Source organism: Paenibacillus sp. FSL M7-1414, from assembly GCF_038003195.1.
In the GTDB taxonomy this organism is placed as follows: domain Bacteria; phylum Bacillota; class Bacilli; order Paenibacillales; family Paenibacillaceae; genus Paenibacillus; species Paenibacillus amylolyticus.
In genome coordinates, this window is the sequence record NZ_JBBOOS010000001.1 from 5585367 (window position 1) to 5609338 (window position 23972).

Here is a 23972-nt window from a genome sequence, read left to right on the forward strand (position 1 = left end):
TGGGATAGGGTTCTCGTTGGTGCTGCACTTCAGATGGAATTACAAATGTTCCAGCAACTGACCGATCCGACGAGTGAATGTATGCTGGTTCATCGTGGTGAGAAGTCCACGCCACGCCATCGCCTGTCGTTCTTCTTCATGCTTCAGATAATAGTGGATTTTGCGCTGAAGTTCTGCTGCGTTGGTGAACGTCTCGATGTCATATCCCGGCTTAAAATAACGGGGTAAATCTGCACGTGCATCCGTAATCTGCATTGTGCCGCATGCGCTGATCTCATACGTGCGTGGATTAATCGAGTGACCTTCAAGATGATGTGTATTGCGATTGTCTTCCCCATTCTCGCAAGTCCGGTGAATGTTAATGACAATCTTGGCGCCATTGTAATAATCTACTGTCTCTCCAGGAGCAATCCATCCTTCGTGGATGAAACGGCCTAGTACATCAAAGCGTGCCAACCGATTCCACTGGCTACCCGCAATGAATACCTTTTTGTCCGCAAGAAAAGGGGCCAGCTCATCAAACAAGGCAATCCGGTTCCAGAATCCGGTACCGATAAAACAAATGTCGTGCTGATGCTGCGGTGCCGCGCGCCGCGGTTGAAACATGCCTGGATTCACCGCGAGTGGCATATAGATAACCTGGTTCGCTCCATGTCCCAGATAGAAGGGCACCGCGGCCTCTTCATGCGTGAACACGATATCATAGTGCTGGCAAAGGGACGTTGTATCTTCGGTGAAATACGGATCATCCACAAACCACACGGCAGTTCGGATACCGAGTGCACGTATGCCATTCACCTGCTCTACATGATCTGCGGGAAATACATGCAGACCATTCATGACGAGCACAACATCGGGCCGATGCTGACTGGCTTCCTGCAACATCGCTGCTGGCGATCCAACAACGCATTCACGTACAGATTGCTGCAGAGCCAAGGTGACACCTTCATCGATGGCATCGAATCCTTGCGGGATATATAACACCTTCATGTCCCGCAGGGTCGGTTCAAACATCTGCACCCGCTCCATCATGGCTTGACAGCCGCCAAATCTGCGGCCTTCTGCATATCCGCCGCGGTAAGCCGTTTCCGCTTCGGTCAGCGGACGGTGCCTTCGTTTTGCCACATTATTCACCCTGTCTTCCTTCAGGAGATCTCACTTCCAGACTCTCCCCGAGATTGGTCTTCCCTCTAAAGGATATGCCTCGGGGTCAGATGCATCATGGACGGGTGTCCTGCAAGGCGCAAAATTGGCGCATGCCCTCCACATCCGCCTGTACGGGCATGTCCGCTTTTGCGGCGATGCAAATAGCCCGGAGGGATCTGTCCCCCCGGGCTAACTGTATACAGGTATCATTCCATGCAGGAATAATCCTATCTACTCGGTTACTGTGCTTTGTAAGCCAGCTGATGTCCGTCCTCGAATCCCTTGGCGAAACCCGCGTTGAATCCCTCGTTGTACGCCTCGTTGTATCCCTGGCTGTACGCACCGTCCGGGTTCGGATCGGTAGGGGTAGCCGGGACGACTGGTTGTACGGGCTTTGGACTCCGGTGCCGCCGTACCGCACGTTTCTTTTTTTTGAGCCACGCACTGCGTCCTTTAAGTGGGCGTTTGTGAAGAACACGTTTGGCTCTGAGCGCACGCAGTTTGCGAATTTTGCGCAGACGGGCTCCACGGATTAACAAAGCTCTTTTGGTTCTCAGTCGTATTTTCTTCTTCTTTAACATGTCAACATTCCTCCTGTATGTCCCGAACGATACGAATTGCACACCCGGGGTCTTTGAGCCACGGCAAGCCAGGCTCCCCATGCTGGATTCGGGCCAGCCTGATTCCCGTAACCATACGAGACATTTCTGCCTGATAGCGACTCAGCAAACGAATGTTTTCGGCCAGACTGCGGGCGGATACTTCCGAATGAGCGGTTACACTGGCTACACTGTCCAGAATGCGTGCCAGCGCCTGCTGACTGTGTGCAATGGATTCAATGAGCGCCAGTTTGGCTTCCTGCTCACGCCGCATCAGACTCATTTTCCCATGTCTCCCAGATCCATGCCGCCAAACATGCCACCGTCCATACCGCCGCCATCTTCGCTATCGTTCTGCACCATCACCGCTTTGAGATTGTTGCACAGTCCGGTCTCCATCCGGGTTAATCCTTCCAGCAATTCCACCAGCTGATCATGCATTTTGAGCGGCTCGCCTACCTGATCCCCATGCGTCAGAAAGGTATCCCCATTCAAATGATTCAGCGTCCAGTTCCGTACCTTCTCGGCCTCAATCGCTTTTGCCTCCAGGATCAGGGCAATATTCCACTGCATTTTGGCTGCTGCGTCCAGCATCAGAATGAGGCTCTGTTCTCTACTCATGTTCCTTCACCCGCCTTCCGGGCTTATTCTTCTTCTTGAACCGCGATCTCCCGCATGACTTGGGTCAGCGTTTCGGCTACAGCCTCTTCCAGATCTGCAAGGCCCCCCAAGTAAGAGATAATGCTTTTGTTGATTTGCCCAGAGCTATCCAGCAGACCGTCAACGCCATCCAACTCCGGTTCGATATCTGGCAAATGATTGATGATTTCAGACATGCGTACAGCGACTTGGCGTTTGGCATCCAGCACACGTGCGATCTGCTGGTGAGAGTGTGCAATATGTGTGATGATTTCATCGATTTTGCTCTGCATGGTCCTCCTCCTTACCGTCACGGCCTGCTTCACCCATAGAAAAACCCGGCCTATCAGCATTTGCCTGTTACAGCATATGCCGGGCCGGGATCGTCAGTTACTACAGCTTGCGCCTATATCGTCAGATGACATAACTCCAGTCGGAAGAATATCGACTGAGGAATTGGCGAGTACGTTCCTGCTTGGGACGTACAAACACCTCCTCCGGGGTTCCTTCCTCCACAACGGAACCTCCATCCATGAAAACAACCCGATTTGCCACCTCACGGGCAAACCCCATTTCATGGGTGACTACAATCATGGTAATCCCCTCTTGAGCAATGGAGCGGATAACAGACAATACCTCACCCACAAGCTCGGGGTCAAGCGCCGAGGTCGGTTCATCAAACAATATCACTTCGGGATTCAGTGCCAGTGCTCTGGCGATGCCCACCCGTTGCTGTTGTCCACCTGACAACATACTTGGATACTCATTGATTTTGGCAGACAGTCCGACTTGTTCGAGCACTCGCAAGGCACGATTACGGGCATCGGATTTGGACATTTTCTGGGCAATAATTAAACCTTCCGTGACGTTATCCAGCACCGTCTTGTGTTTGAACAGATTATAATGCTGGAACACCATCGCCGTTTTTCGTCTCAGCTGCACAATGTCATGTTTGCGTGCATGCTTGCAATCAACGGTTAATCCACTGATCTGAACCTCGCCCTCATCGGCACGTTCCAGAAAATTGACGCAGCGCAGCAGCGTTGTTTTACCTGATCCGCTCGGTCCAAGGATCGCTACGACATCGCCCTGTTCCACGGTCAGATCAATTCCCTTCAATACTTCCTGCTTACCAAAAGTTTTGTGTATGTTCGTTAGTGTAATCATGACACGCCTCCTTTGCTGTACACGCCAACCCGACGCTCAAGCAGAGCAGTGATCCGCTCGGCAATGATGGTCAGCCCCCAATAGATGAACGCTGCGGCGATAAAAGCCTCCAGAAACTTCAGACTGACGGATGCCACCACATCCGCTTTACCGAGGATGTCCATCTGAGACACGGTAAAAGCGAGTGTTGATCCATGCAGGAACCCAACAAACATACTGCACAGGTTAGGCAATACAGCCCCGATCGCTTGAGGGATGATGATGCGCCTTAAAGCCTGGAATGTGCTCATACCTACAGCGTGAGCCGCCTCCATCTGGCCGATATCCACAGCAAGAATGCCTGAACGGATAATCTCGGACATATAGGCGCCCGCAGTGAGCGAGAAAGCAATCAGTACAAATACGAGAATTGGAATCGACGAGGATTGGAAAGCCCAACCGTAACGTTCCGCCAGCTTATCGATAATCATCGGAATGCCGTAATAGATGAGGAATAGATGCATCAGCATCGGTGTTCCACGCAGGAATGAAACGTAGAAGTCAGCAATGCGGTGAATCCACCGCACGCGATAGATACGGATCAGAGCTGTAGCCAGACCGATTCCGAAGCCTGCAATCAACGGAACAATCGTAATGACGAGTGTCAGTGGCAATGCCTTCAGGATTTGAAAAAAAGATGTATAGATAAACTGGAGATCAATCGACATATGCTCACCCCGCTATTCGTTTCAGTGAGAGTTCAAAAAGTCTGGTTTTCAGTACCGAGAAGATGCCGCCAGGCATGATTCGTAATCAAAAGCGGACTTTTTGAACAACCTCTTTCAGGCGTTTGGCTCGAATTGCCGGTTTGTGTACGACTCTTTTGCGTTCATGACGCTGGAGTCTGCGTTCTGCAAAGGCAAATCCTTTTTCAAGCACAATAACAATGACATAATAGACCACGGACAGACTGATATACACTTCAAGTGCATGCGATGTAGCCGAAATTAATGTCTGCCCTCTGCCCACCATATCCATGACACCAATGGAGAAAGCCAGAGACGTATCCTTTAATGAACCGATTAACGTATTGGCCATGTTCGGAAAAGCAACAATCAGTGCCTGCGGAACAACAATCCGCCGAAAAGACTGGAATGTGGTCATACCCGCAGCATAGGCTGCTTCCGTCTGACCTTTATCCACACTGCGCACCGCTCCGCGAAAGATCTCGGCAAAGGATGCCGCGTCACTAAGCGCATAGGTCACAATGACAAATAACAACGGGTCGGTTCTCGACAGGTCGATGCCAATGGGTTTGAGCAACTCGGGAAGTCCGTAATACACCAGGAACAATTTGATCAGGATCGGTGTGCCCCGCATGAATGAGACGTACAGGGTAGCCAACTGACTTAGTACCGGAATCCGATACAGCCGGGGAACGGCCAGAAGTACGCCGCCCACCAGTCCGAGCACGATGGAACCACCCAGTACAATCAGTGTTATATGCAAATATCGTAGCAGTTCCGGGATGAAATCCAGAACCAATGACAGATCAAATGATTTTCCCATTACCGCTGCACACCTTTCTCAGACTACACTTCAACCGTATAGTCAGCTCCAAGCCACTCTGTGCTCAGTTTGCCTAACGTTCCATCTTCTTTGATCGCTTTGAGCGCTTCGTCCACTTTGGTTTTGAGCTCCTGCTCATCTTTGTTCAGAATGAAGTACACTTTGGAGTTGGAGAGGGCATCTCCTACCGTTTTCAGCTGAGCATCAACCGCCTTATTCTGATAATCAATGGCAAACTGAGTGCTGATGGTAGCATCCACCCGGCCTGTTTTGATTTGGGTAATGGTATCCTCACCCGCTCCGGAATAAACGATATCAATCCCGTTGCCGTTCGCTGCATTCCATTTCTCAGCAAGTACAGCCGCATTACTTGTAGCACCAACAATCAGTTTTTTCCCTTTTAGATCCTCAATCGATTTTACTTCCTCATTTTTCTGACTTACGACAATTTTATTTGGAAAAATATTATAGGCTTCATCATTAAACAGGAACTTGGCCTGTCTCTCATCATTCACTTCCATCTGGTGAGCGATCAGGTCAATTTTTTTCGTTTCCAGACTCAGCAGCAGGTTTTTGAAATCCATGGTGCTGAATTCGAATTCGTACTCAGGCAAACGTTTGTCGATCTCCCGGATCAGTTCCACATCATAACCTGTTAACTTGCCATTCTCATCAATGAAGCAGACATTTGGGAACTGTGTACCTGTTCCTACAATGATCTTTTTCACTTTGGTGTCGCCTGCTGCCGAAGCAGATTCTGAATCATTGCTTGCAGTTCCTGTGCTGCATCCAGCCAGTACCGCCAGCATTGTAATGAACAGCAGTGCTGTCCGGAATTTTTGAATCCCCCGTTTTTTAACCATTCCCAATCTCCTCCACAGGCTGTTATCACAGCGAATATGATGTGTACTCCCATTCCTCTACCCTATTAACAAACCATTCTTACTTGTATAGTCGGAATTAGGTTGAACAAAGAATATCATTACAAGTCATCTTAGGGCAATAACTAAACTAATAGGACATCCTGATATGGTTATAGGACTTCTCTATAGTACAAGAAAAAGCCATCCCCCATATCGATTGGCGGATGGCTTCTTCTTGTATGACTCTCACTGATTATACCATTTTGGCGGTGCATCACTTGGTGTGTACACTACTCATCTATCTGCGACTCGCCCATTTAATTTTACGTGCAACTTCCACTCGCTGTAATTGTAAGAGACCGATCCGTTCCTCGAACTTCTTGCGTTCGTCCATGGAATGAGCGGCATGAATCTGGTGGCACAGACCTGTCAGTTTGCTGTTGATGTAATCAAACCGTGTCCATAATTCCTCTTCAGGTGTGCGTTGCTGCTCCGTCGCCGTCTGAAATATTTTGAGTTGGCGGATAAGGGATTGTTGCCATTCCTGATCCTGAATTTGGATGGCAAAATGCAAAAGATCCAGATAGTCATCAATTTGCAACGAAACGCCGCAATCAGATTTAGTGTTCATCGTCGTCTCTCCTTATTTCAGTACTTGGCTGGAATCCATTACCTCTATCTTACAGGATCAAGCCCACTGAAAGCGAGTGCTGAACGATTAAATTTCGGGAAAATTTTTATTTTTTTATGTTAAAACAGCTTTACATTTCCATTAAGACCAATTTGGCAGGATATTGATATTGGTACATATGAAATTGGTAATAAAAAACCGCGTTAAGGAAAAAAGTTCTTTCCTCAAAACGGATTTTTCATCATTTTATATATAATATTAACACATATCAAATTAGTCATTTTTTCCATCTCGCTGCTGTCTGGTCATCAGTAACATGAGAAACGAGATGATGATAATGGAGACAGTCCACGCCCAGGCCATGGTCTGATTGCCCGAATCCACAGCGACATAGATTGCCGTGGGTACCGTTTGTGTTTTGCCCGAAATATTGCCTGCAATCATCAGTGTCGCACCAAATTCGCCGAGTGCCCGGGCAAAGCCCAGGATGAAGGCGGTCATCAATGCTCTGCCTGCGAGCGGCAAGGAAATGTAACGAAAGACCTGCCACTCATTTGCCCCAATCGAACGACCCGCATCCTCCAGATCACGATCCACACCACTGAATCCCGATTTCATCGTCTGATACACAAGTGGAAAAGCAACTACCACCGAAGCAATCACCGCAGCCCACCAGGTGAAAATAACCGGTGCGGAGAATATGGCTTCAATCCATTGTCCAAACAGACTTTTACGCCCCAGTATGACAAGTAACAGAAATCCAACCACCGTCGGGGGAAGGACTAGCGGCAGCATAAATGCCGTTTCTAGCAGAATCTTTCCCCGAAATGAAGAACGTGACATCTTCCAGGCTATCGCAATTCCGAGCACAGTGGCCACTACGCTGGATAATAACGCAACCTGAAGCGATAAGCGCACCGGTGACCAGAATACGGACCAGTCTATGACGTTCACATTCATTCCGGAATTGTAAATCCGTATTTCGCGAAGATATCGAGTACTTCAGGGGTTTGTAAATACGCATAGAATTGTTCGGCCTCTGTACGGTGTTTGGTTCCTTCAATAATGCCTATTGGATAATTGGCTGGTGTGTAGCTGTTCTTGTCCACCTCAAACGCAATTTTCACCTGATCCGAAGTAAGAGCATCCGTTTTATATACAAATCCTGCATCTGCATTACCCGTCTCTACATATTGAAGAACCTGTCTAACGTCTTTCCCCTGCACAAGTTTGCTTTCCAGTTCATCCCACAGCTTGGCATTGGTCAGAGCTTCCTTGGCATAGGTTCCCGCAGGAACACTTTCCGGAATCCCAATGGCTACCGTCTTGATGGAGTCGCTGGTGAGATCCGTTTCACTGGTTACTGTGTGGGTCCCATCTGCTGGTACTATGGCCACCAGTGAATTCTGTAGCAGATTCTTCTGATCGCCCGATGCAATCAGGTTTTCATCCACTAGCGCATTCATATTTTTTGTTGCCGCCGATACAAAGACATCAGCCGGGGCACCCTGTTCAATCTGCTGTTGCAAGGCACCCGAGGCGCCAAAGTTAAAATTAAGTTCTATATAAGGATTAGCTAACTCATAATTGGTTTCAATCTCTTTCATCGCATCGGTCAGACTGGCCGCCGCAGAGATTGTCAGATCTACCGTTTCCTGCGGATCGGTATTTCCTGCTGATGAACTTTCACCTGATGCCGCTGGCGTTGAGGTCGTTTGTTCTGCACCCGTGGATGTATCCGTAGTACCCGTGCTTGCGCCGCAACCAGCCAATACAAGAGCCAGTCCCAGTGACATACTTCCCAACACATATCCGATTCTCTTTCTCATTCATTTCTCCCCCAACGTTATCTTTAGATATAACTAGTTATAATTGATTATATCTAATTATACACAAGACAAAAAAAATGGGAAGGTGATTAAGATCACATTTGATTTTTGTTATCTGTCCTATGCGTGTATTGCGTGTTCTCAGGTTTATGGCATCCCTCAATTAATGATATAGTACAAGAAACATTCATAATAAAACCATAATTGCTCTATACCTTTGAAGGAGGATCTTCACTTATGACGGAGGAGCAATCCTACACAACCGAAGAAATATCCAAGCTGCTCAAAATATCGAAACTGACGGTCTATGACCTAATCAAAAAAGGAGACCTCGTCGCATACCGTGTAGGTAAACAAATGCGGATTGATGCAACCGATCTGGAGGCATATAAACGTCGCTCCAAGCAACTTCAGTCCTCAGCTCAGCGTATCCCGGCTCCTCATCAGACCTCGGCATCAGTGACTCAGCCAGGTCAGAGTGATTTTCAGGGAACTTCCTTACAATCGACTACACCCATTGGGTCTGCGCATGCGATTACTCCAGCAAGTTCTGCTCATGCAATGACTGCTGTATCACGGCATCTGGTCATAACAGGTCAGGATGTCAGTCTGGATATTCTAATGCGCCATATGGAAAAACAAACTCGGGACATTCGTCCGCTACGCTCGTTCATGGGTAGTCTGGATGGGCTTATCTCGATGTATCGCGGTGAGTCCGATCTGGTCAGCACCCATCTGCTCGACGGAGATACCGGTGAGTATAATCTGCCGTATATTCGCAAAATTCTGACGGGACGATCTTATGTTGTGGTGAACTTGCTATCACGACCTGCCGGACTGTATGTACAGCGTGGTAATCCGCAGAACTTGCAGAATTGGACCGATCTGAGCAAGCCTGAACTGAGACTAGCTAACCGGGAGATAGGTTCTGGCGCGAGAGTATTGCTGGATGAGCAACTTCGACTGCATGGAATTCCTGCCGCAGGTCTGATCGGATATCAAGTCGAAGAAACCAGCCACATGGGCGTGGCGGCCAAAGTCAGTTCAGGAGAAGCTGATGTCGGAGTTGGCATTGAGAAAGCTGCACGACTTGTGGGTCAGGTTGATTTTGTCCCGCTCACTCAGGAGCGCTATGATCTGGTCATGCTCAGGAAGCAAGGTAATGAAGCCTGGACAGAATCTGTCCTGCGAATTCTCCAATCGCCGGAGTTCAGGCAGGAACTGCAATCATTCGAGGGATATGATGTATCGCGAACAGGTGAGATTTTGTACGAAGCATAGTTATACGAAATACAACCAAAAACACTCATGCTTAATGGATGTTACACATCACATCATGCATATACAAAACGCCTTGCAATGGCTGCAAGGCGTTGTTGGTGTTTCTTTCAATATATAACACATATATGGATGGATGAATGAATTTCTTAATGTGGCAAATCGATCTCAAAAATGAACACACCATACGCGGGCAAGTTGATCTCATCCTGAAGTGTTGTACCTGACAGTAACTCTTTTGCTTGCTTTTTAAGTTTAATGGGTGCTTGTTGATCCGAGTAGTTGAGTAAAAATACATAAGCTTTATCCTTACCGGAACGGATACCAAGCTCAACTTCGGACGGTACCTCTACCAGGTCACCCACAGGTGAAGATAGCCCTATTTCATCCAGGAGAGCATCTACGATCGGTTCATTGTAAGCCGCTCCATAATACCATACTTGCCCCTGACCTACCGTACGTTTGGTCAATGCAGGACTACCTGCATAGTATTCGGATGTATACTCGGCTACGACCTGTACGTCAGCATGCTCCACATGAAGAACTTCGTTAAATCCGGCCGTTGACGTTCCCTCCAGAAGTCGCTCACTCGCCCCACTCCATTGCAGTTTGGCTGCTGGAATGGTTCCTTTGATTAATGTAAAGTCCTCTACGGTTACACCACACAACTCAGCGACCGCCCCTGGGAACGGTCTCATATAACAATGTCCCTTGAGATCCTTATAACCGGTGCGCGCACCGAAAAACAGAGTGCCTCCTTGACTGACATAGGCTTGCAGAAGTTCTGCTGTCTCGTCTGTCATGATGGCCGGGTGAGCATAGATGATCACCTTATACTCGGATAACTCCTCCAGTGTTGTCGTTGGTTGCAGTGTAACCATGTCCGTCGGAATATGACGATACTGGAGCTGCTTATACCAGGAGCGTACACTCTGTTGCTGAAGCGGGCCGTGCCACTCGTCCAACTCTCCATCCCAGATGTTATCGTAATCCTGTAGGATCGCAACATCGGCTTGATATGTAGTGCCTGCAATAACACGCCCGATCTTGGCAAACTCTTCCCCTACTTGTGCAACCTCGCGTACTCTTCTGTTGGGTTGATTATGGTAATCATTGATGCCATGCCAGTACATCTCGGTGCCAAATGTTGCTGTCCGCCAGCGGAAGTAGACGAGCAGATCTGTTCCGTGAAGAACAGATTGATACGACCATAATCGGATCTGTCCCGGTCTTGGCGTACCCATTCCGATACTATCAACCCAACCTCCTGGTCCAGACTGTTGTTCCATGACGCAAAAGTTCGGTGACATATTGCGTACGTTCGACAGTTTCATGCTCCAGGCCCGATCTTGTAATGAGTTATCGTCTGTCCCTGGAAAGATCGTGGCAAACTGCGGATACGAATCATAAGAGAAGAAATCCAATAAATCTTCTGTCATTTCATGATTATCCAAGTGTCCAAACGTACCGTTTGTTGTGATCCAATGTTCCGGGTCCAGTTCCCGAATGATGTCCACCTGAAGCTTGGCAAATGAAATGGTATTGGCGGAGATGAATCTCTTTTCATCTAATGCCAAATGAGGATTTGGCGATTGGCTGACCATATTTCGGGTAAGGTGAACTTGCTCCCAGTCAGTATAGGTCTGACTCCAGAAAACGGTTCCCCAAGCTTGATTTAGGTTCTCCAACGATTCATAACGATCCTTTAACCATTCACGGAAGGCGGCATGGTCCGCCTCAGCATAGAAAACATCCATATGACAATTGAATTCGTTATCGATCTGCCATCCAATAAGAGCCGGATGATCTTTATAGGCAATCACCATATTGCGCACGATTTTTTCACATTGCTGTCTGAAGATTGGGCTGCTGTAGTTGGTATGACGCCGCATTCCGTGTTGATACAACACCCCGTCTTTATTTGCGTTTAATACTTCAGGATATTTGGATGTTAACCACGCTGGTGGAGTTGCAGTAGGTGTTCCCAAAATAACACTTAAACCGTATTGATGCGCCAGATCCAGTGCCTTCTGGAAAAAACTAAAATCGAACTGGTCTTCTTCCGGCTCAAAGATGGACCATGCAAATTCAGCCATCCGAATAACTGTGATATTCATCTCTCTCATTCTACGGAAATCGTCCTCCCACAACGCTTCCGACCAGTGCTCAGGGTAATAACAGACCCCCATTTTTAATTCATCCATTTGGATTGATTTTGCCACCTTTAATTGCCCCCTTAACCTGCCATATTGCCTCCATTCTATTGGAAGCTTCACATATAATAAATGACAAGATTATGCGACTTATAATAAAATATTGTCATTGCCTAAGATTCAAATAACAGTAGGCTGAATCTATTTCAGTTCACTACATAAAAATATTGCGTTCAAATGGAGGATGCACGTGAAAGAACACATCTTTCTCCCCAAGCCGGTTTTCCCCAGACATGTATGTTTTCCCGATTTTATTGGAGGGTACAGTGACTTTCCGAAGCATCGTGTGCATCGAGAATATGGCACCACTGAAATTAACTTGGATCAATGTTATAATCTGCATCTTGTACTTGAAGGTAAAGGATTCCTGGACACGGGAACCGCTTGTTATGAGCTAACGCGTGGGCAAGGATTCCTCTATGGTCCCGGTCTCAGACAAACCTACTACTCAGATTTGGATGATCCTTGGAGTATTCGTTGGATTCACTTCTACGGCATTCGTCTCGAAGAGCTGTTAAATGGAAAAGGTGTTGACGAGCCTTGGCTCTTTCAATGTTCCAACTTCCCGGTGGTTACCGCGCTCATGGATCGATTACTGGAGCTCGGAAGAGGCTATCAGGTGGAGGACGAGCACAGCATGGCAGCAACACTCTATGAACTTCTGACCCGATTGCAATCCGCAACGAGCCAAATTAATGTTTCGTTAAATCACACTTCAGAGCGAATTCGAGAAGCAGGGAATTATATTCGTTCCCATAGTAACGAGCACATCACACTTGACCACGCTGCCGGAATTGCCGGATACAGTACAACATACTTTAGCCGAAAGTTCAGTCAGACGTTTGGAATCTCCTTCCCTAAATTCCTGATGGAATCCAGGTTATTACATGCGAAACAGCTACTCGCAACTACCAACCTTTCCATTAAACAAATTACGCTGGAAACGGGATTTTCACAGTCAAGCTACTTCATCCGCTGTTTTAAAACCCAGGAAAACGTAACACCCATGCAATTTCGAATGATGCACAATCATACGTTATAGGCAGATGTTCCTTGAACCAAGCTGACGCAAAAGAAGACTCTGCATATAACATGCAGAGTCTTCTTCGGTCATTTTTCATATAAGTTCATTCGTATCTTCGTCCTCGTCAGCCTTATACTCCAATATATCTCCAGGCTGACAATCCAGTGCTTTACAGATGGCATCCAAAGTGGATAAACGGATCGCTTTTGCTTTTCCTGTTTTTAATATGGAAATATTGGCGATTGTGATCTCAACTCTCTCTGCAAGCTCGGTAACCGTCATTTTCCGCTTTGCCAACATCACATCAATATTGATTATAATGGCCATATATTCACCTCAGACCACTAGGTCATTTTCTGATTTGATATCAATCGCTTCCTGTAACAACCTTTGGAGCACAGCGGAAAATACTGCTATGACCAATGAAGCAAAAACAGGAACCATCCCCATAAGAATGAGGCCTGGGGCATCATCTTTCTCTGCGACAACATAAACAAATGGCAACATCACAAAATAGAGACTACTGATTACAATAGCACAATATTTTATTGTTTTTAAGGATTTCACTGACATTAGAGAGAACGCTTCATTTTTGTCGATGTAGCTCAGCAGACGGAATGCCTGGTACAGTGCAACGATAAACGGAATAACGGACACATACATAATAATCACTATGGGGTATAGCGCACCTGCATAATTCGGATTCACCGGGTTGTTCGCTAACCACGGTATGCCGAATATACATAAGGCAAGAATGGGAACACCAATAAGCAACACAGCCAATTTTAAAAAGATGGTTGTACCTCGCTTCACAAAAAGCACCTCACTTGTTTTAAGTGATATGAATTTATCATAATATTTATCGTTTTACAATAAATTTTTATTGTAAAACAGATTTTATTTATTCTTTTGCCCATTAAGGAAGGCAGACCAAAAGATCGCCCCCCCTCTTTGCTTCAATGATTTTTGGACACAAAAAAAGCCCGATGCTAGCCACTGTTTCGCTAGCTTCGAACTCGGTTGCATATACGCCATATTTGTCTGAGTTAACATTAATTTTCACGAATGAAATATACTCTTAACCGATCTCGCTCACGTACGCCAGAACAGTCCAGCCTCATCCCGTTCCACCTGCTCGAGCACATTCTCAAAATCAGAACAAGGTGTAATAACATCTACCGGATTCCAGCTGCTCTGTTCATCTCTGGCATACACTTTCCACTGATTTTCTTCCCAGTAAAATCGGGCAATATGCAGCTTATCCCATTGATACCGTTTCTCGGCGGGTCTTTCTTCGGTCAAGATCAATTCATTATCATTCATCTCATATGTCAACTTCACCATCGTAAGTAGTGGCGCGGGTACCTTCTCGTGAATATATCCGTTCATTACGGACTGAATTCTTCGTAACGTAAACAAGTCCAGCATGAAGTATGTACATCCTTTCAGCAAAATACCACCTCTGTTCTACGCACCACATGCAGCTCCAAGCACACAACAACCTGCCTTCATGCAATGGTGGTCAGCTACATCCCTTGATCATTTTACCAGCTGGATTTTGTTACACCAGGAATCTGTCCTTGATGAGCCAGTTCTCTGAACTTAATCCGAGATACCTTGAACTTGCGTAGATAACCCCGCGGGCGACCTGTCACTTCACAACGATTCTTTAGTCTGGTCGGAGATGCATTACGCGGCAATTTCTGCAATGCCTCGTAATCCCCTTTCTCCTTCAGTTCCCGGCGCAGGTCCGCATATTTTGCCACGATCGCCTGACGTTGCTTCTCACGTACCACTTTTGATTTTTTAGCCATGAAATACAGCTCCTTTATCCATTAAATTTATGTTTAGAACATCAACCTCCGAGTTATACGGCTTCCACAGGCCATGGCAGTGGATTGTCGAAATGGCCCCAGTCTCCCAGCATTTCTTCATCACTGAGCAGGCACTGGTCCAGCTCATCTTCAATGCTTGCACGTTCCATTTCGATCCCAATCATGACAAGCTCCGTCTGACGATCTCCCCACTGGGCATCCCATTTCTCCAGAACATCCGGCTCGTTACGTAAAATTTCTTCCTTGTCCGCTTCCGGCAACGCCGCGACCCAATGTCCCGCAGGACCGAACTGAATGGATGGCCCTGCCTGACTGAGGCTTGCAGCAACATCCCCTTCAGCCGCGAGCCATACTAAGCCCTTGGCACGTACCACTTCCTCCGGCCAGTAACTCATGAACTCAGCCAGACGGGAAGGATGGAATGGCTTTCTGCGGCGATATACAAAGGAACCAATGCCATATTCCTCGGTTTCCGGTGTATGCGACTCCTTCTCCAGTTCCTGAATCCATCCAGCGGACATGCTCACTTTCTCAAAATCAAAGCGGCCTGTATTTAGAATCTCGGACGGATTCACCTGTCCATTCTCGGTCCGAATGATCTTGGCGTTAGGCTGTAACTTGCGGATGATACCTTCGAGCTTGTTCAGCTCGGTGTCATCGACCAGATCACATTTGTTCAGTAGCAGCACATCACAGGTTTCGATCTGATCAATCAACAAGTCTACAACGTCACGGGTGTCCTCATCTCCGGTCGCCTGATTACGATCCAGAAGACTCTGTCCTGATCCAAAATCATGCCAGAATCGATTGGCATCTACTACCGTTACCAAACAATCCAATCGGGCCAGACTAGTCAGGTCAATACCCGACTCTTCATCGGCGTATGTAAAGGTCTGTGCAACTGGAACAGGTTCACTGATGCCGGTGGATTCGATCAAAATATAGTCATACTTGCCTTCGTTCACCAGCTTCTCAATCTCCTGCATCAGATCATCCCGCAAGGTGCAGCAGATACAGCCGTTCGACAACTCCACCAGCTTCTCTTCGGTTCGAGACAAGGTTGCCTCCCCCTTAACCAGCGCTGCATCAATATTGACCTCACTCATGTCGTTAACGATTACGGCAACCTTAAGCCCCTGTCTGTTGTTCAACACATGATTCAAAACCGTTGTTTTCCCTGAACCGAGGTAACCACTCAGTACGGTTACCGGAACTTGCTTTTGTGTCATAGAAATCTACTCCTTATATGTGCAGTCTGTGTAACTCAGACTTTAATAGTAATTATTACGATTAACAATAATGACTATAATCCTGTTCGACTGTCGTTGTCAAACTATTTTTGATTTCAACCTGCAAAAAAAAACAAAAAAGGTTGATGACCGGCCCTTGCACTTTCGCATCCTGAGGATACGCTTTGGCAAGAAGTGAGTCATAAACCTCCTCTGTAAATGTTCTTTAGTTCAATTTATATAGTCACCCCAGATCTAGCCTTATTGCCCGCTTCCATCCGTTGCCTAAACACCAACACCAGAATCATCGCTGCAACAGAGAGCAACGTGCAGAACATAAACATGGTCGAATATGAACTCACCTGTACAATGAGCCCCATCGCCAGTCCACCCAGAGAGAATCCGAGGTCATACGAGGACATGAAGATCCCCATGAGTACATATCTGGAATCCGCAGGCAACACAAAAGACAGATATGTGGTTAATGTCGGGTACAACAGTGCCAGGGCAAAACCGCTAAACACCGCGGATAAATACACTAGCGGCCCGATGGTCTCCATTAGACTGAGCAACTGGGTTCCCAGTGCAGCACATAGCATTAACCCTGCCATCAGCCAGGTATTCCAGCTACCATCGGACGGAATTTTTTTACGCAAAATAAACCTGCACAGGATTACAACTAATCCCTGAATCGTCAGAAATACGCCTGCACTCGCCATTCCGGTGGATACCATATACAGGGGAAGAAAGGTCGCTGTTGCCCCAAAGACGCAGGACGCAAACAACATCACCACACTGCTAATCAGCAGTGGCGTACTGCGCCAGATGCCACCGAATGAACGAAACATGTCACCCAAGGTGTACGATTTGTTCTGTACGGTACTCCGTGGCAGATCCACATTATATCCAATCAGAAGTGGCAGCGCCGCCAGTCCGATCATCAGCAGCGTAAACGCCAGATCACTGGCATTTTCCCAGATTTGTATAGCAAGAATCGGAATGACCAGAGAAGGAACTATCGTAAACAGGGTGTACATGGACAGCCCTTGTGCCCGGTCTTTGTCCTCCAGCTTTTCCACAATGCCTGCCTGCATCGTCATGGAGAAAAAGGCCGTAGCCACACCTTGCAGAGCCCGCAACCACAGATACGTCTCCACACCAAAAACAACAAACAGCAGCAACGTCCCGGCGTGTAGAAGCAATAACCATTGCATCACTCGGAGCGGCCCATGCTTACCCAGCAGCTGCGCTGCAAAAGGTCTCAAGAGCATACAGGTGAACATATATGCCCCCATCATCAGACCAATCTCAGCCTGATTTAATCCCGCAGCCTCACTTCTCAGGGGCAGAATAATCGTCAAAGCTGAATTCGCCGCAAAAAATAAAAAGGCCAGCATATAAAACCGGATAAACGAAAAGGATACCGGATTTAATTTCCCATTGGATGTTGCATTCATCGAAGACTTCAAACGTTTGTCACCACTTTCTCTTCTGGCAATCAACTCATAGATGTACCTGTCCCGGGTCTACGCCGTTCATAGGCAAAAACGATCATTACCGCTCCTAGGATAGCACACATCATGTACATAAATGAATAGGAAGAGAAGTCAGCGACGGGTCCCATAATCACACCACCCAGAGAAATCCCCAGATCCGCCATCGCGATAAATAACCCAATCAGGACGTTCCGGTTCAGCTTAGGCAAGACAAAAGATAAATAGGTCGTGAGTGTCGGATACAGGATCGCCTGACCGATTCCCATGAATACAGCGCCCGCATAGAAAAAGCCCCCCCCGCCTGTCACGGCAAAACTGACACATTGCGCAGCTACGGCGAGCAGACACATCGTACCCATGATGAAAGGAGAATGCCAACTGCCATCGGACGGAATCCTTTTTCGGAGCATAATTCGAGCCAACACCACTGTTCCTGCCTGAAGCATCAGATATACACCCGCATTCCCGTCTGGTACTTGACTCGCATACAGGGGAATAAAGGTGGTAATCGCGCCAAATACAACCGAGGCAGCGAGCATTAACACACTGCAACGAAATAAATGTGGATTCTTCACCAACTGCCCAAAGGATTCGCACATGCTCACATTCTGCTCCGAAAGATTCTCAGCAGGCTGCTCCTTGTTTGGTTCCATTTTGGCGGTATATCCGAAGACGCCTGTACAGACGGCAATGCCGATCAGAACCACTGTAAAATAATCCATGCCTCCCGCCTGCCATATCCCTAATGCGAGCACAGGTCCCACGATCCCCGGTATGTAACTGAACAGCGAATAATACGAAATTCCCTGTGACCGATCTTTCTCCGGAAGTGCATCAATAATGCCAATCTGCAAGGCCATGGAGAAAAACGCTGTGGATACACCCTGCAAAATACGAGCAAGCAAATAACCGCCAAGTCCCGTAAAGGTATATAAAATCAGGGCAAAGCCATTGATGATCAGAATCAAACGCAATATTTTGATCGGACCCTGCTTTTGAATAATCCGACCTGCCCAGGGTCTGAAGAACATCGTTGTGAACATATAAGCGCCCATGATCAGTCCAATCGTTGTACCGCTCGCACCCAAGGACTCCCCTTGTAATGGGATGATCACGTTAAGAATGGCATTGGCACTGAAATATAGAAGAACCAATATGTACAAGCGCAGAAAAGGCCAAGACATCGCTCCACTCACAATGGGTGTTCCCCCTAAAATGGTATTAAATGCTTCAATAATCGCTTCGCATAGTCGGACTGTACGTCCTTGAGTTGCTTGGTCGGAACGATCTCTACAACCTGTCCCTCTCTGAAAATGATCACCCTGTCGCAGATATAGGCTGCCGCCTGTATATCATGCGTGATAAAGACATAGCTGAGCTTGTAGATTTCCTTAAGCTCTTTCAACAATTGCAACACCTGGATCTGAACAGACACGTCCAGTGAGCTGATCGCTTCATCAAACACAATGCATTTAGGGGCGGTGGAGATGGCCCTGGCAATGCACACTCTCTGAGCCTCCCCGCCGGATAATTCATGCGGATATTTGGATCTATAGGAAGGGTCCAGTCCAACTTGGTTCAGCAACAGATCCACCTTCTCTGAGTTACCCTGATCCTTTCGCAGCTTTTGCTGCGCTTGCATCGGTTCCATAATAGCAGCTTCCACGGTAAGAAATGGATTGATGGAAGACGTATAATTTTGAAAAACGGCGCTAATGTTACCCATCCGTACACGTCGATGCTGTACGTCTTTACCATCGAGCGAGATCGTTCCACGATCCGGGCGTTCAATGCCCAGAATCAGACGACCCAACGTAGATTTACCACTTCCGCTTTCACCGATGATACCGAGACATTCGCCCTGCTGGCATTCAAAGGTAACCTGTTTCAATACCTGTTGTTTGTACTTGGAGAACAGTCCGCCTTGGTTATATGATTTTTCGATACCTTCCACCTTTAGCATCTATGAGTCCCCCTGCATCAACGCCTTAAAATGATTGCTCAGCTCCAGTCGGGTAGAGACCAGATACTGCGTATAGGCATGCTTCGGCTCTGTCAAAACAGAATGCATGCTGCCGCGCTCTACGATCTCGCCGTCCTTCATGACCATCACCTCATCTGCAATCTTCTGGACGACGCCGAGATCATGGGAGATGAACATCATGGAACAGCCCATGCGTTCACGTAATTGGATCAATTGCTCCACCACTTCATATTGAGAGATTGTATCCAGTGCCGTTGTCGGCTCATCCGCAATAATGAGATCGGGCTCAAGCACCAACGCCAGTGCAATCATGATTCGTTGCAGCATTCCACCGGACAGCTGATGTGGATATTGATTCAAAATCTCGCGCGGATGTCTGAGCATGACACTTTCCATGGCATTGATGATTTTCCGTTCAATCTCGCGGTTGTTCCAGCCAAAATGCTGCTGAAGCGTCTCCCGGATATGCACACCAATGACACAGGAAGGATCAAATGCACTCATGCCATTCTGCAAAATCATACACAGATGCTTGCCCCGCTTACGCCGCATCTCCGGTTCCGAAAGCTGGTTCAGGTCTTCGCCCTGAAATAACATTGTGCCCGATTGGCGAATCCATGGCTTGTTCAGTCGCATGATAGCCCTGCACGTGACAGACTTACCGCTTCCACTTTCCCCCACGATGGCCATACAGCTTCCCTGTTTAACTTCGAATGAACTGTCATGAATGATCACTCTACCTGTATTGGTATCCCATACTTTCAAATGTTCAACCTCGACTATATTCATAAGTGGTCTTTCTCACCTCACTTTCGTAAGACTTGTCAGACTTACCTTGAGAGGTCATCAATTTGGGGTCCAGAGCCACCTGAAGGGCATCCGATAGAAAATTAAAAGCCGATACCACCACCACAATGGCCAAGCCCGGTGCCAACATCAATTCCGGTCTGGAGAACATGACTTCCCTCGCCTCATTTAACATCATCCCCCACTCCGCATGCGGAGCCTGAATGCCAAGCCCTAGAAAGGAAAGGCCCGAGATCTGCAACATCATTGAACACATGGAGCCACTGGCAATGACGGCAATATCGGCAAAGGTAACCGGAACAATATGTTTGGTTATAATTCTCAGATTAGGCGTGCCGGAGGCTTTAGCGAATTTTACATAATCCATATCGGAGAATTGCATCACAGATGTTCGAATAACGCGGGCAAACCAGGCCCATTTCATCCACACAAAGGCAATCAGTATATTCTCCAGTCCTGCACCCAAAATGCCAACCACCGCCAGTGTCATCACGTATCCGGGAAAAGACAGCATAATGTCACAGACTCTCATGATCCATGCATCCACTTTTCCCTTGAAGTAACCTGCGATGAATCCAACAATGGCCCCGATCAGAACAGATAGACTGAGCGCAACCAGAACCCATAACACACTTGGACGGATACCATAGATAAGCCGGGATAATACACATCTGCCCAGATGATCATTGCCTAATAGATACTCCCAAGACGAGGAGGCGTATCGAAGCTTCATGTTCACTTGTCCAGGATCATGCGGTGCAATAAGCGGAGCCAAAATGCCCGCCATAAGCGTGACCATAATCACCACCAAAGAGGTCATCGCAAGCTTTTCTTTGCTCAGATTTTTCAGTATTCGCATCAGAATTCCTTTCTCAAACGGGGATTCATCGCCGCATTAATGATGTCGGATAACGTATTAAACAAGACAAAGGTGACAGCCAACACCAGAACATACGCCTGAATAATCGGAAAATCCCTGCTTAAAATGGATTTCACGCTGAGTCTTCCGAGCCCAGGCCAGGCAAATACATTTTCAATGACCACCGTACTGCCCAACACAATCGGGATCGCCATACAAAAGATGGACACGGCCACCTGTAATGAATTTCTTAGAATATGCAGGGTGACTTTCTTTTCGCTCAGACCGCTTGCCCTTGCATATAATACATAGTCCTCATTCATATTGCTCAGCATGGAACTTCGAACCGTTCGGAAATAAATGCCCGTATAACTCACCGTGATCACAATCACCGGTAGAATGTAGCTTCGATACGAGTCCATGCCACTGGTAGGTAACAGGTCCAGCTTGACGGAAAAATACCAGATCATCATGGCTGCAAGCCAGTAGGATGGCATGGCGGTAAGGAAAAAGGAAATACCTCTGACCGATCGATCCAGCAACTTGCCTTCTCTCATGGCACAGATCACACCCAGCAGAATGGACAGCGCAATAATAAATACCGATGAGACAAGTGTTAACTTCAATGTGTTCATAAAAGCAGGCCCCATCAATGACCACACGGGTTCACCAGATACATAAGAGTTGCCAAAGTCCAACTGCACAACAGCCATGATCCAGTTCACATACTGGATCATGAACGGCTGATCGAATCCTAGCTCTTCATTCGTTTGCGTGATCAGTTCATCCGTAATCTGCGGAACTTCCTGTGCCTGTAACACAACAACCGCCGTGTCCAAGGGAGATAGATTAATCAGGACAAACGTTATAAATGAAATGATAATCAGTAAAGGGATGGTTAACAGAATCCTTTTGACGATATAACTTCCCATATCCATCTCCGCTCTATTTAAATTGAACTAAACAATATTTACACTACACTCCGATGACAGAACAACCTTCCGATCGCTGTTATCCCCAGATTTTTTTGATTCCTTTTATATAGGGAAAATCCGGGGATAAAGGCGAACGCTCCGCTTCTTCAGGTTCTTTCTGTCCTCTCCGTTTTGTGTAAATGTTTAGTTCAATTTATATATTTAAAATTCATTTGTTCAAATGGCAGTTCATATTGAGTCTGCTTGAACGAGATTCCTTCGAGATTCTCGGGAGCGACTACGGTGACACGCCCGTTGGTAATCGGAATGAAGACCGCTTCATCATGAACGATCTTCATAATGTCGGCATACAGGGATTGGCGTGAAGCCTCATCCGTGGAGACCATGACCGCATCAATTTTCTGATATAGTTCATCTGCTTCCGCAATTCCGCTTGTCGTATGCTTATAAGCCGAATCTGATGTAAATGCAGCAATGGTACTCTGTGGATCATAGGCCAGTCCCCAGGTTTGATTAAAGAGCAGATCATATTCCCCGGTGGCTCTCCGATTCGCGATGGAAGTAGACTCTTCGCCCACGATCTCAAGCTGAACACCCAATTCTTTCATCGAATACTGGATCAATTCGGCCTGTATTTTCTGTGAAGACGAGTTGCTGTCATAGTATAGTTTCATGGCTAAAAGCTGACCGTTCTTCGTTCTCACCTCTTTACCATCTGCCAATGTCCAGCCAGCTTGATCCAGAATTTTTTTAGCCATTTCCGGATCATATTCCCGTTTCTTCAGGTCTACCTTGGCGTAATTGACATTGGCTGAAAATAGCGTGTCCGCTACGGTCTGCGTTCCGTTGAAGATATCTTTACTGATCGTTTCCCGGTCGATGCCAACCCATAGCGCTTCTCGCACTGCCGTTTCCTGAACCGGACTATTCTGGCGACTGCTATTGGCTACGATCATATTTGTATTCATCGCTTCACTTCGAACCACTTGATAATCACCAGATTCAGCCAATTGGTCCATGGCTTCGACATCGATACTATCTGCTCCCCGGTCATCGGTGAACACAAAGTTGATTTCTCCTTTTTGCAATGCCAGGAATGTTGTTTCTCCAGCCGGAAGAACCTTGGATGTGATTTTCTTGATTGCAGGTGCACCACCCCAATAGTCTTCATTGGCTTCAAACGTGGCATTCTCTTCGACTTTATGTGCTGTAAGCTTGTAAGGTCCTGTACCGTGGAAACCACTCACTCCGTCTTTAGTTCCGCCATCTTTGAAATCCTTGGGTGATATGAAGACGTAAGGTCTTGTCATGGACAATTCCACCAGTGCCGGATAATAGGCTTCCGACAGCGTCAGCTCCACCGTGTGTTCATCGATAACCTTTACACTTGTGATTTTGGTGGAGAGCTTGATCCAGGCATGTTTTTCAGCATTGGCCTGAACGGCATCGATATTTTGTTTGACCGCCTTTGCGTTGAACGGCTCTCCATCATGAAATTTCACATCTTGTCGCAGATAAAAGGTATAGGTCTTGCCATCCTCGGAAATATCCCATGATTCCGCCAGCAATGGCTTGATTCCGTCAGGTGTGTTTTCCACCAGAGACTCATATACCATTCCTTGTGCAGGCATGGAGCCTGTATACAAATGGGGGTTCATATCATTAATATCTTTGGCAGAAGCATAGATAAGTTCCGTTTGTAACTGGCTATTGGCAGGCTCCGTTTGGGCACTCTCTTTCTCTTTTGTGCTCTGAGCGCATCCTGCCAGCAACGTAATAGCAGATACCAGCAATAATATAGATGTAAAAGTAAGACCCTTTTTCACAACATTTCCTCCTGATGATTAAGTTACAAGCAGACCTTGTAGGTTACATCGGACCACTCCGATT

General features: G+C 47.1%; 27 protein-coding genes. 2 read left to right on the plus strand and 25 right to left on the minus strand.

The annotated features are described in order from the left end of the window. Positions 1-39: 39 nt before the first annotated feature. The 12 genes from MHH92_RS24430 to modA all read right to left on the minus strand — a co-directional run bounded on the left by MHH92_RS24430 (position 40) and on the right by modA (position 8422). Positions 40-1134: a CgeB family protein gene (locus MHH92_RS24430; protein WP_340906944.1), complete on the minus strand. Its 1095-nt coding sequence runs from the start codon at positions 1132-1134 to the stop codon at positions 40-42. A 251-nt stretch (positions 1135-1385) separates the two neighbouring features. Further along, positions 1386-1727, minus strand: coding sequence for a hypothetical protein (locus MHH92_RS24435; RefSeq protein ID WP_051446920.1), 342 nt, complete (start codon positions 1725-1727; stop codon positions 1386-1388). 1 nt (position 1728) lies between these two features. Then, a complete protein-coding gene (locus MHH92_RS24440) occupies positions 1729-2028 on the minus strand; it encodes a hypothetical protein (RefSeq protein WP_017692511.1) in 300 nt (99 codons plus the stop codon). After that, positions 2025-2366, minus strand: coding sequence for a hypothetical protein (locus tag MHH92_RS24445; protein ID WP_017692510.1), 342 nt, complete (start codon positions 2364-2366; stop codon positions 2025-2027). Before MHH92_RS24445 ends, MHH92_RS24440 begins: the two co-directional genes overlap by 4 nt. Before the next feature lie 23 nt (positions 2367-2389). Beyond that, positions 2390-2677 (minus strand): hypothetical protein, encoded by a 288-nt coding sequence (locus MHH92_RS24450; RefSeq protein WP_017692509.1) that lies wholly within the window; start codon positions 2675-2677, stop codon positions 2390-2392. 121 nt (positions 2678-2798) lie between these two features. Further along, on the minus strand, positions 2799-3551 hold the full coding sequence (locus tag MHH92_RS24455) for an amino acid ABC transporter ATP-binding protein (RefSeq protein WP_340906952.1): 753 nt from the start codon (positions 3549-3551) through the stop codon (positions 2799-2801). Beyond that, a complete protein-coding gene (locus MHH92_RS24460; protein ID WP_340906953.1) occupies positions 3548-4258 on the minus strand; it encodes an amino acid ABC transporter permease in 711 nt (236 codons plus the stop codon). The genes MHH92_RS24455 and MHH92_RS24460 overlap by 4 nt, the downstream gene beginning before the upstream one ends. Positions 4259-4343: 85 nt before the next feature. Next, positions 4344-5099, minus strand: a complete 756-nt coding sequence (locus MHH92_RS24465; RefSeq protein ID WP_036605839.1) for an amino acid ABC transporter permease — start codon at positions 5097-5099, stop codon at positions 4344-4346. 23 nt (positions 5100-5122) lie between these two features. Then, positions 5123-5962: a transporter substrate-binding domain-containing protein gene (locus MHH92_RS24470; RefSeq protein ID WP_340906954.1), complete on the minus strand. Its 840-nt coding sequence runs from the start codon at positions 5960-5962 to the stop codon at positions 5123-5125. A 298-nt stretch (positions 5963-6260) separates the two neighbouring features. Continuing rightward, a complete protein-coding gene (locus MHH92_RS24475) occupies positions 6261-6593 on the minus strand; it encodes a hypothetical protein (protein ID WP_017692504.1) in 333 nt (110 codons plus the stop codon). A gap of 273 nt (positions 6594-6866) precedes the next feature. After that, on the minus strand, positions 6867-7553 hold the full coding sequence (gene modB / locus MHH92_RS24480; protein WP_253503014.1) for a molybdate ABC transporter permease subunit: 687 nt from the start codon (positions 7551-7553) through the stop codon (positions 6867-6869). Next, positions 7550-8422, minus strand: a complete 873-nt coding sequence (modA, locus tag MHH92_RS24485) for a molybdate ABC transporter substrate-binding protein (protein ID WP_036673450.1) — start codon at positions 8420-8422, stop codon at positions 7550-7552. The genes modB and modA overlap by 4 nt, the downstream gene beginning before the upstream one ends. Before the next feature lie 237 nt (positions 8423-8659). On the opposite strand from modA, the gene MHH92_RS24490 reads away from it, so the two are divergent. Continuing rightward, entirely contained in the window at positions 8660-9703 is a 1044-nt protein-coding gene (locus MHH92_RS24490) for a helix-turn-helix transcriptional regulator (RefSeq protein ID WP_340906964.1), read from the plus strand. Between the two features lie 146 nt (positions 9704-9849). On the opposite strand, the gene MHH92_RS24495 is transcribed toward MHH92_RS24490, so the two are convergent. Then, complete coding sequence (locus MHH92_RS24495; protein ID WP_340906965.1) at positions 9850-11922, minus strand: beta-galactosidase; 2073 nt, start codon at positions 11920-11922, stop codon at positions 9850-9852. A gap of 175 nt (positions 11923-12097) precedes the next feature. Between MHH92_RS24495 and MHH92_RS24500 the strand changes: the two genes are divergently transcribed. After that, the gene (locus MHH92_RS24500; RefSeq protein WP_340906966.1) at positions 12098-12955 is read left to right on the plus strand and encodes a helix-turn-helix transcriptional regulator; all 858 of its coding nucleotides are present in this window, start codon (positions 12098-12100) and stop codon (positions 12953-12955) included. Between the two features lie 75 nt (positions 12956-13030). Here the strand turns inward: MHH92_RS24500 and MHH92_RS24505 are convergent, their stop codons facing one another. The 12 genes from MHH92_RS24505 to cntA form a co-directional block, all read right to left on the minus strand. Continuing rightward, positions 13031-13264: a helix-turn-helix domain-containing protein gene (locus MHH92_RS24505; RefSeq protein WP_036605834.1), complete on the minus strand. Its 234-nt coding sequence runs from the start codon at positions 13262-13264 to the stop codon at positions 13031-13033. A 9-nt stretch (positions 13265-13273) separates the two neighbouring features. Beyond that, positions 13274-13750 carry a DUF2975 domain-containing protein gene (locus MHH92_RS24510; protein ID WP_036605833.1) on the minus strand — a complete coding sequence of 159 codons (477 nt, stop codon included), beginning with the start codon at positions 13748-13750 and terminating at the stop codon, positions 13274-13276. A 279-nt stretch (positions 13751-14029) separates the two neighbouring features. Beyond that, complete coding sequence (locus MHH92_RS24515) at positions 14030-14365, minus strand: DUF3024 domain-containing protein (RefSeq protein ID WP_340906967.1); 336 nt, start codon at positions 14363-14365, stop codon at positions 14030-14032. A gap of 116 nt (positions 14366-14481) precedes the next feature. Next, a complete protein-coding gene (gene rpsN / locus MHH92_RS24520; protein WP_036605831.1) occupies positions 14482-14751 on the minus strand; it encodes a 30S ribosomal protein S14 in 270 nt (89 codons plus the stop codon). 53 nt (positions 14752-14804) lie between these two features. Next, positions 14805-16001, minus strand: a complete 1197-nt coding sequence (locus MHH92_RS24525) for a GTP-binding protein (RefSeq protein ID WP_127547089.1) — start codon at positions 15999-16001, stop codon at positions 14805-14807. Between the two features lie 236 nt (positions 16002-16237). After that, a complete protein-coding gene (cntE, locus tag MHH92_RS24530; RefSeq protein ID WP_340906968.1) occupies positions 16238-17503 on the minus strand; it encodes a staphylopine family metallophore export MFS transporter CntE in 1266 nt (421 codons plus the stop codon). Further along, a complete protein-coding gene (gene cntE / locus MHH92_RS24535; protein ID WP_340906969.1) occupies positions 17500-18693 on the minus strand; it encodes a staphylopine family metallophore export MFS transporter CntE in 1194 nt (397 codons plus the stop codon). Before cntE (MHH92_RS24535) ends, cntE (MHH92_RS24530) begins: the two co-directional genes overlap by 4 nt. A 14-nt stretch (positions 18694-18707) precedes the next feature. Next, positions 18708-19460 (minus strand): ABC transporter ATP-binding protein, encoded by a 753-nt coding sequence (locus MHH92_RS24540; RefSeq protein ID WP_340906970.1) that lies wholly within the window; start codon positions 19458-19460, stop codon positions 18708-18710. Continuing rightward, positions 19461-20270: a staphylopine uptake ABC transporter ATP-binding protein CntD gene (cntD, locus tag MHH92_RS24545; RefSeq protein ID WP_340906971.1), complete on the minus strand. Its 810-nt coding sequence runs from the start codon at positions 20268-20270 to the stop codon at positions 19461-19463. Beyond that, positions 20251-21147: a staphylopine uptake ABC transporter permease subunit CntC gene (gene cntC, locus MHH92_RS24550; protein WP_340906972.1), complete on the minus strand. Its 897-nt coding sequence runs from the start codon at positions 21145-21147 to the stop codon at positions 20251-20253. Before cntC ends, cntD begins: the two co-directional genes overlap by 20 nt. Beyond that, positions 21147-22079, minus strand: a complete 933-nt coding sequence (opp1B, locus tag MHH92_RS24555; RefSeq protein ID WP_340906973.1) for a nickel/cobalt ABC transporter permease — start codon at positions 22077-22079, stop codon at positions 21147-21149. Before opp1B ends, cntC begins: the two co-directional genes overlap by 1 nt. A 191-nt stretch (positions 22080-22270) precedes the next feature. After that, a complete protein-coding gene (gene cntA, locus MHH92_RS24560) occupies positions 22271-23908 on the minus strand; it encodes a staphylopine-dependent metal ABC transporter substrate-binding lipoprotein (protein ID WP_340906974.1) in 1638 nt (545 codons plus the stop codon). Positions 23909-23972: the final 64 nt, after the last annotated feature.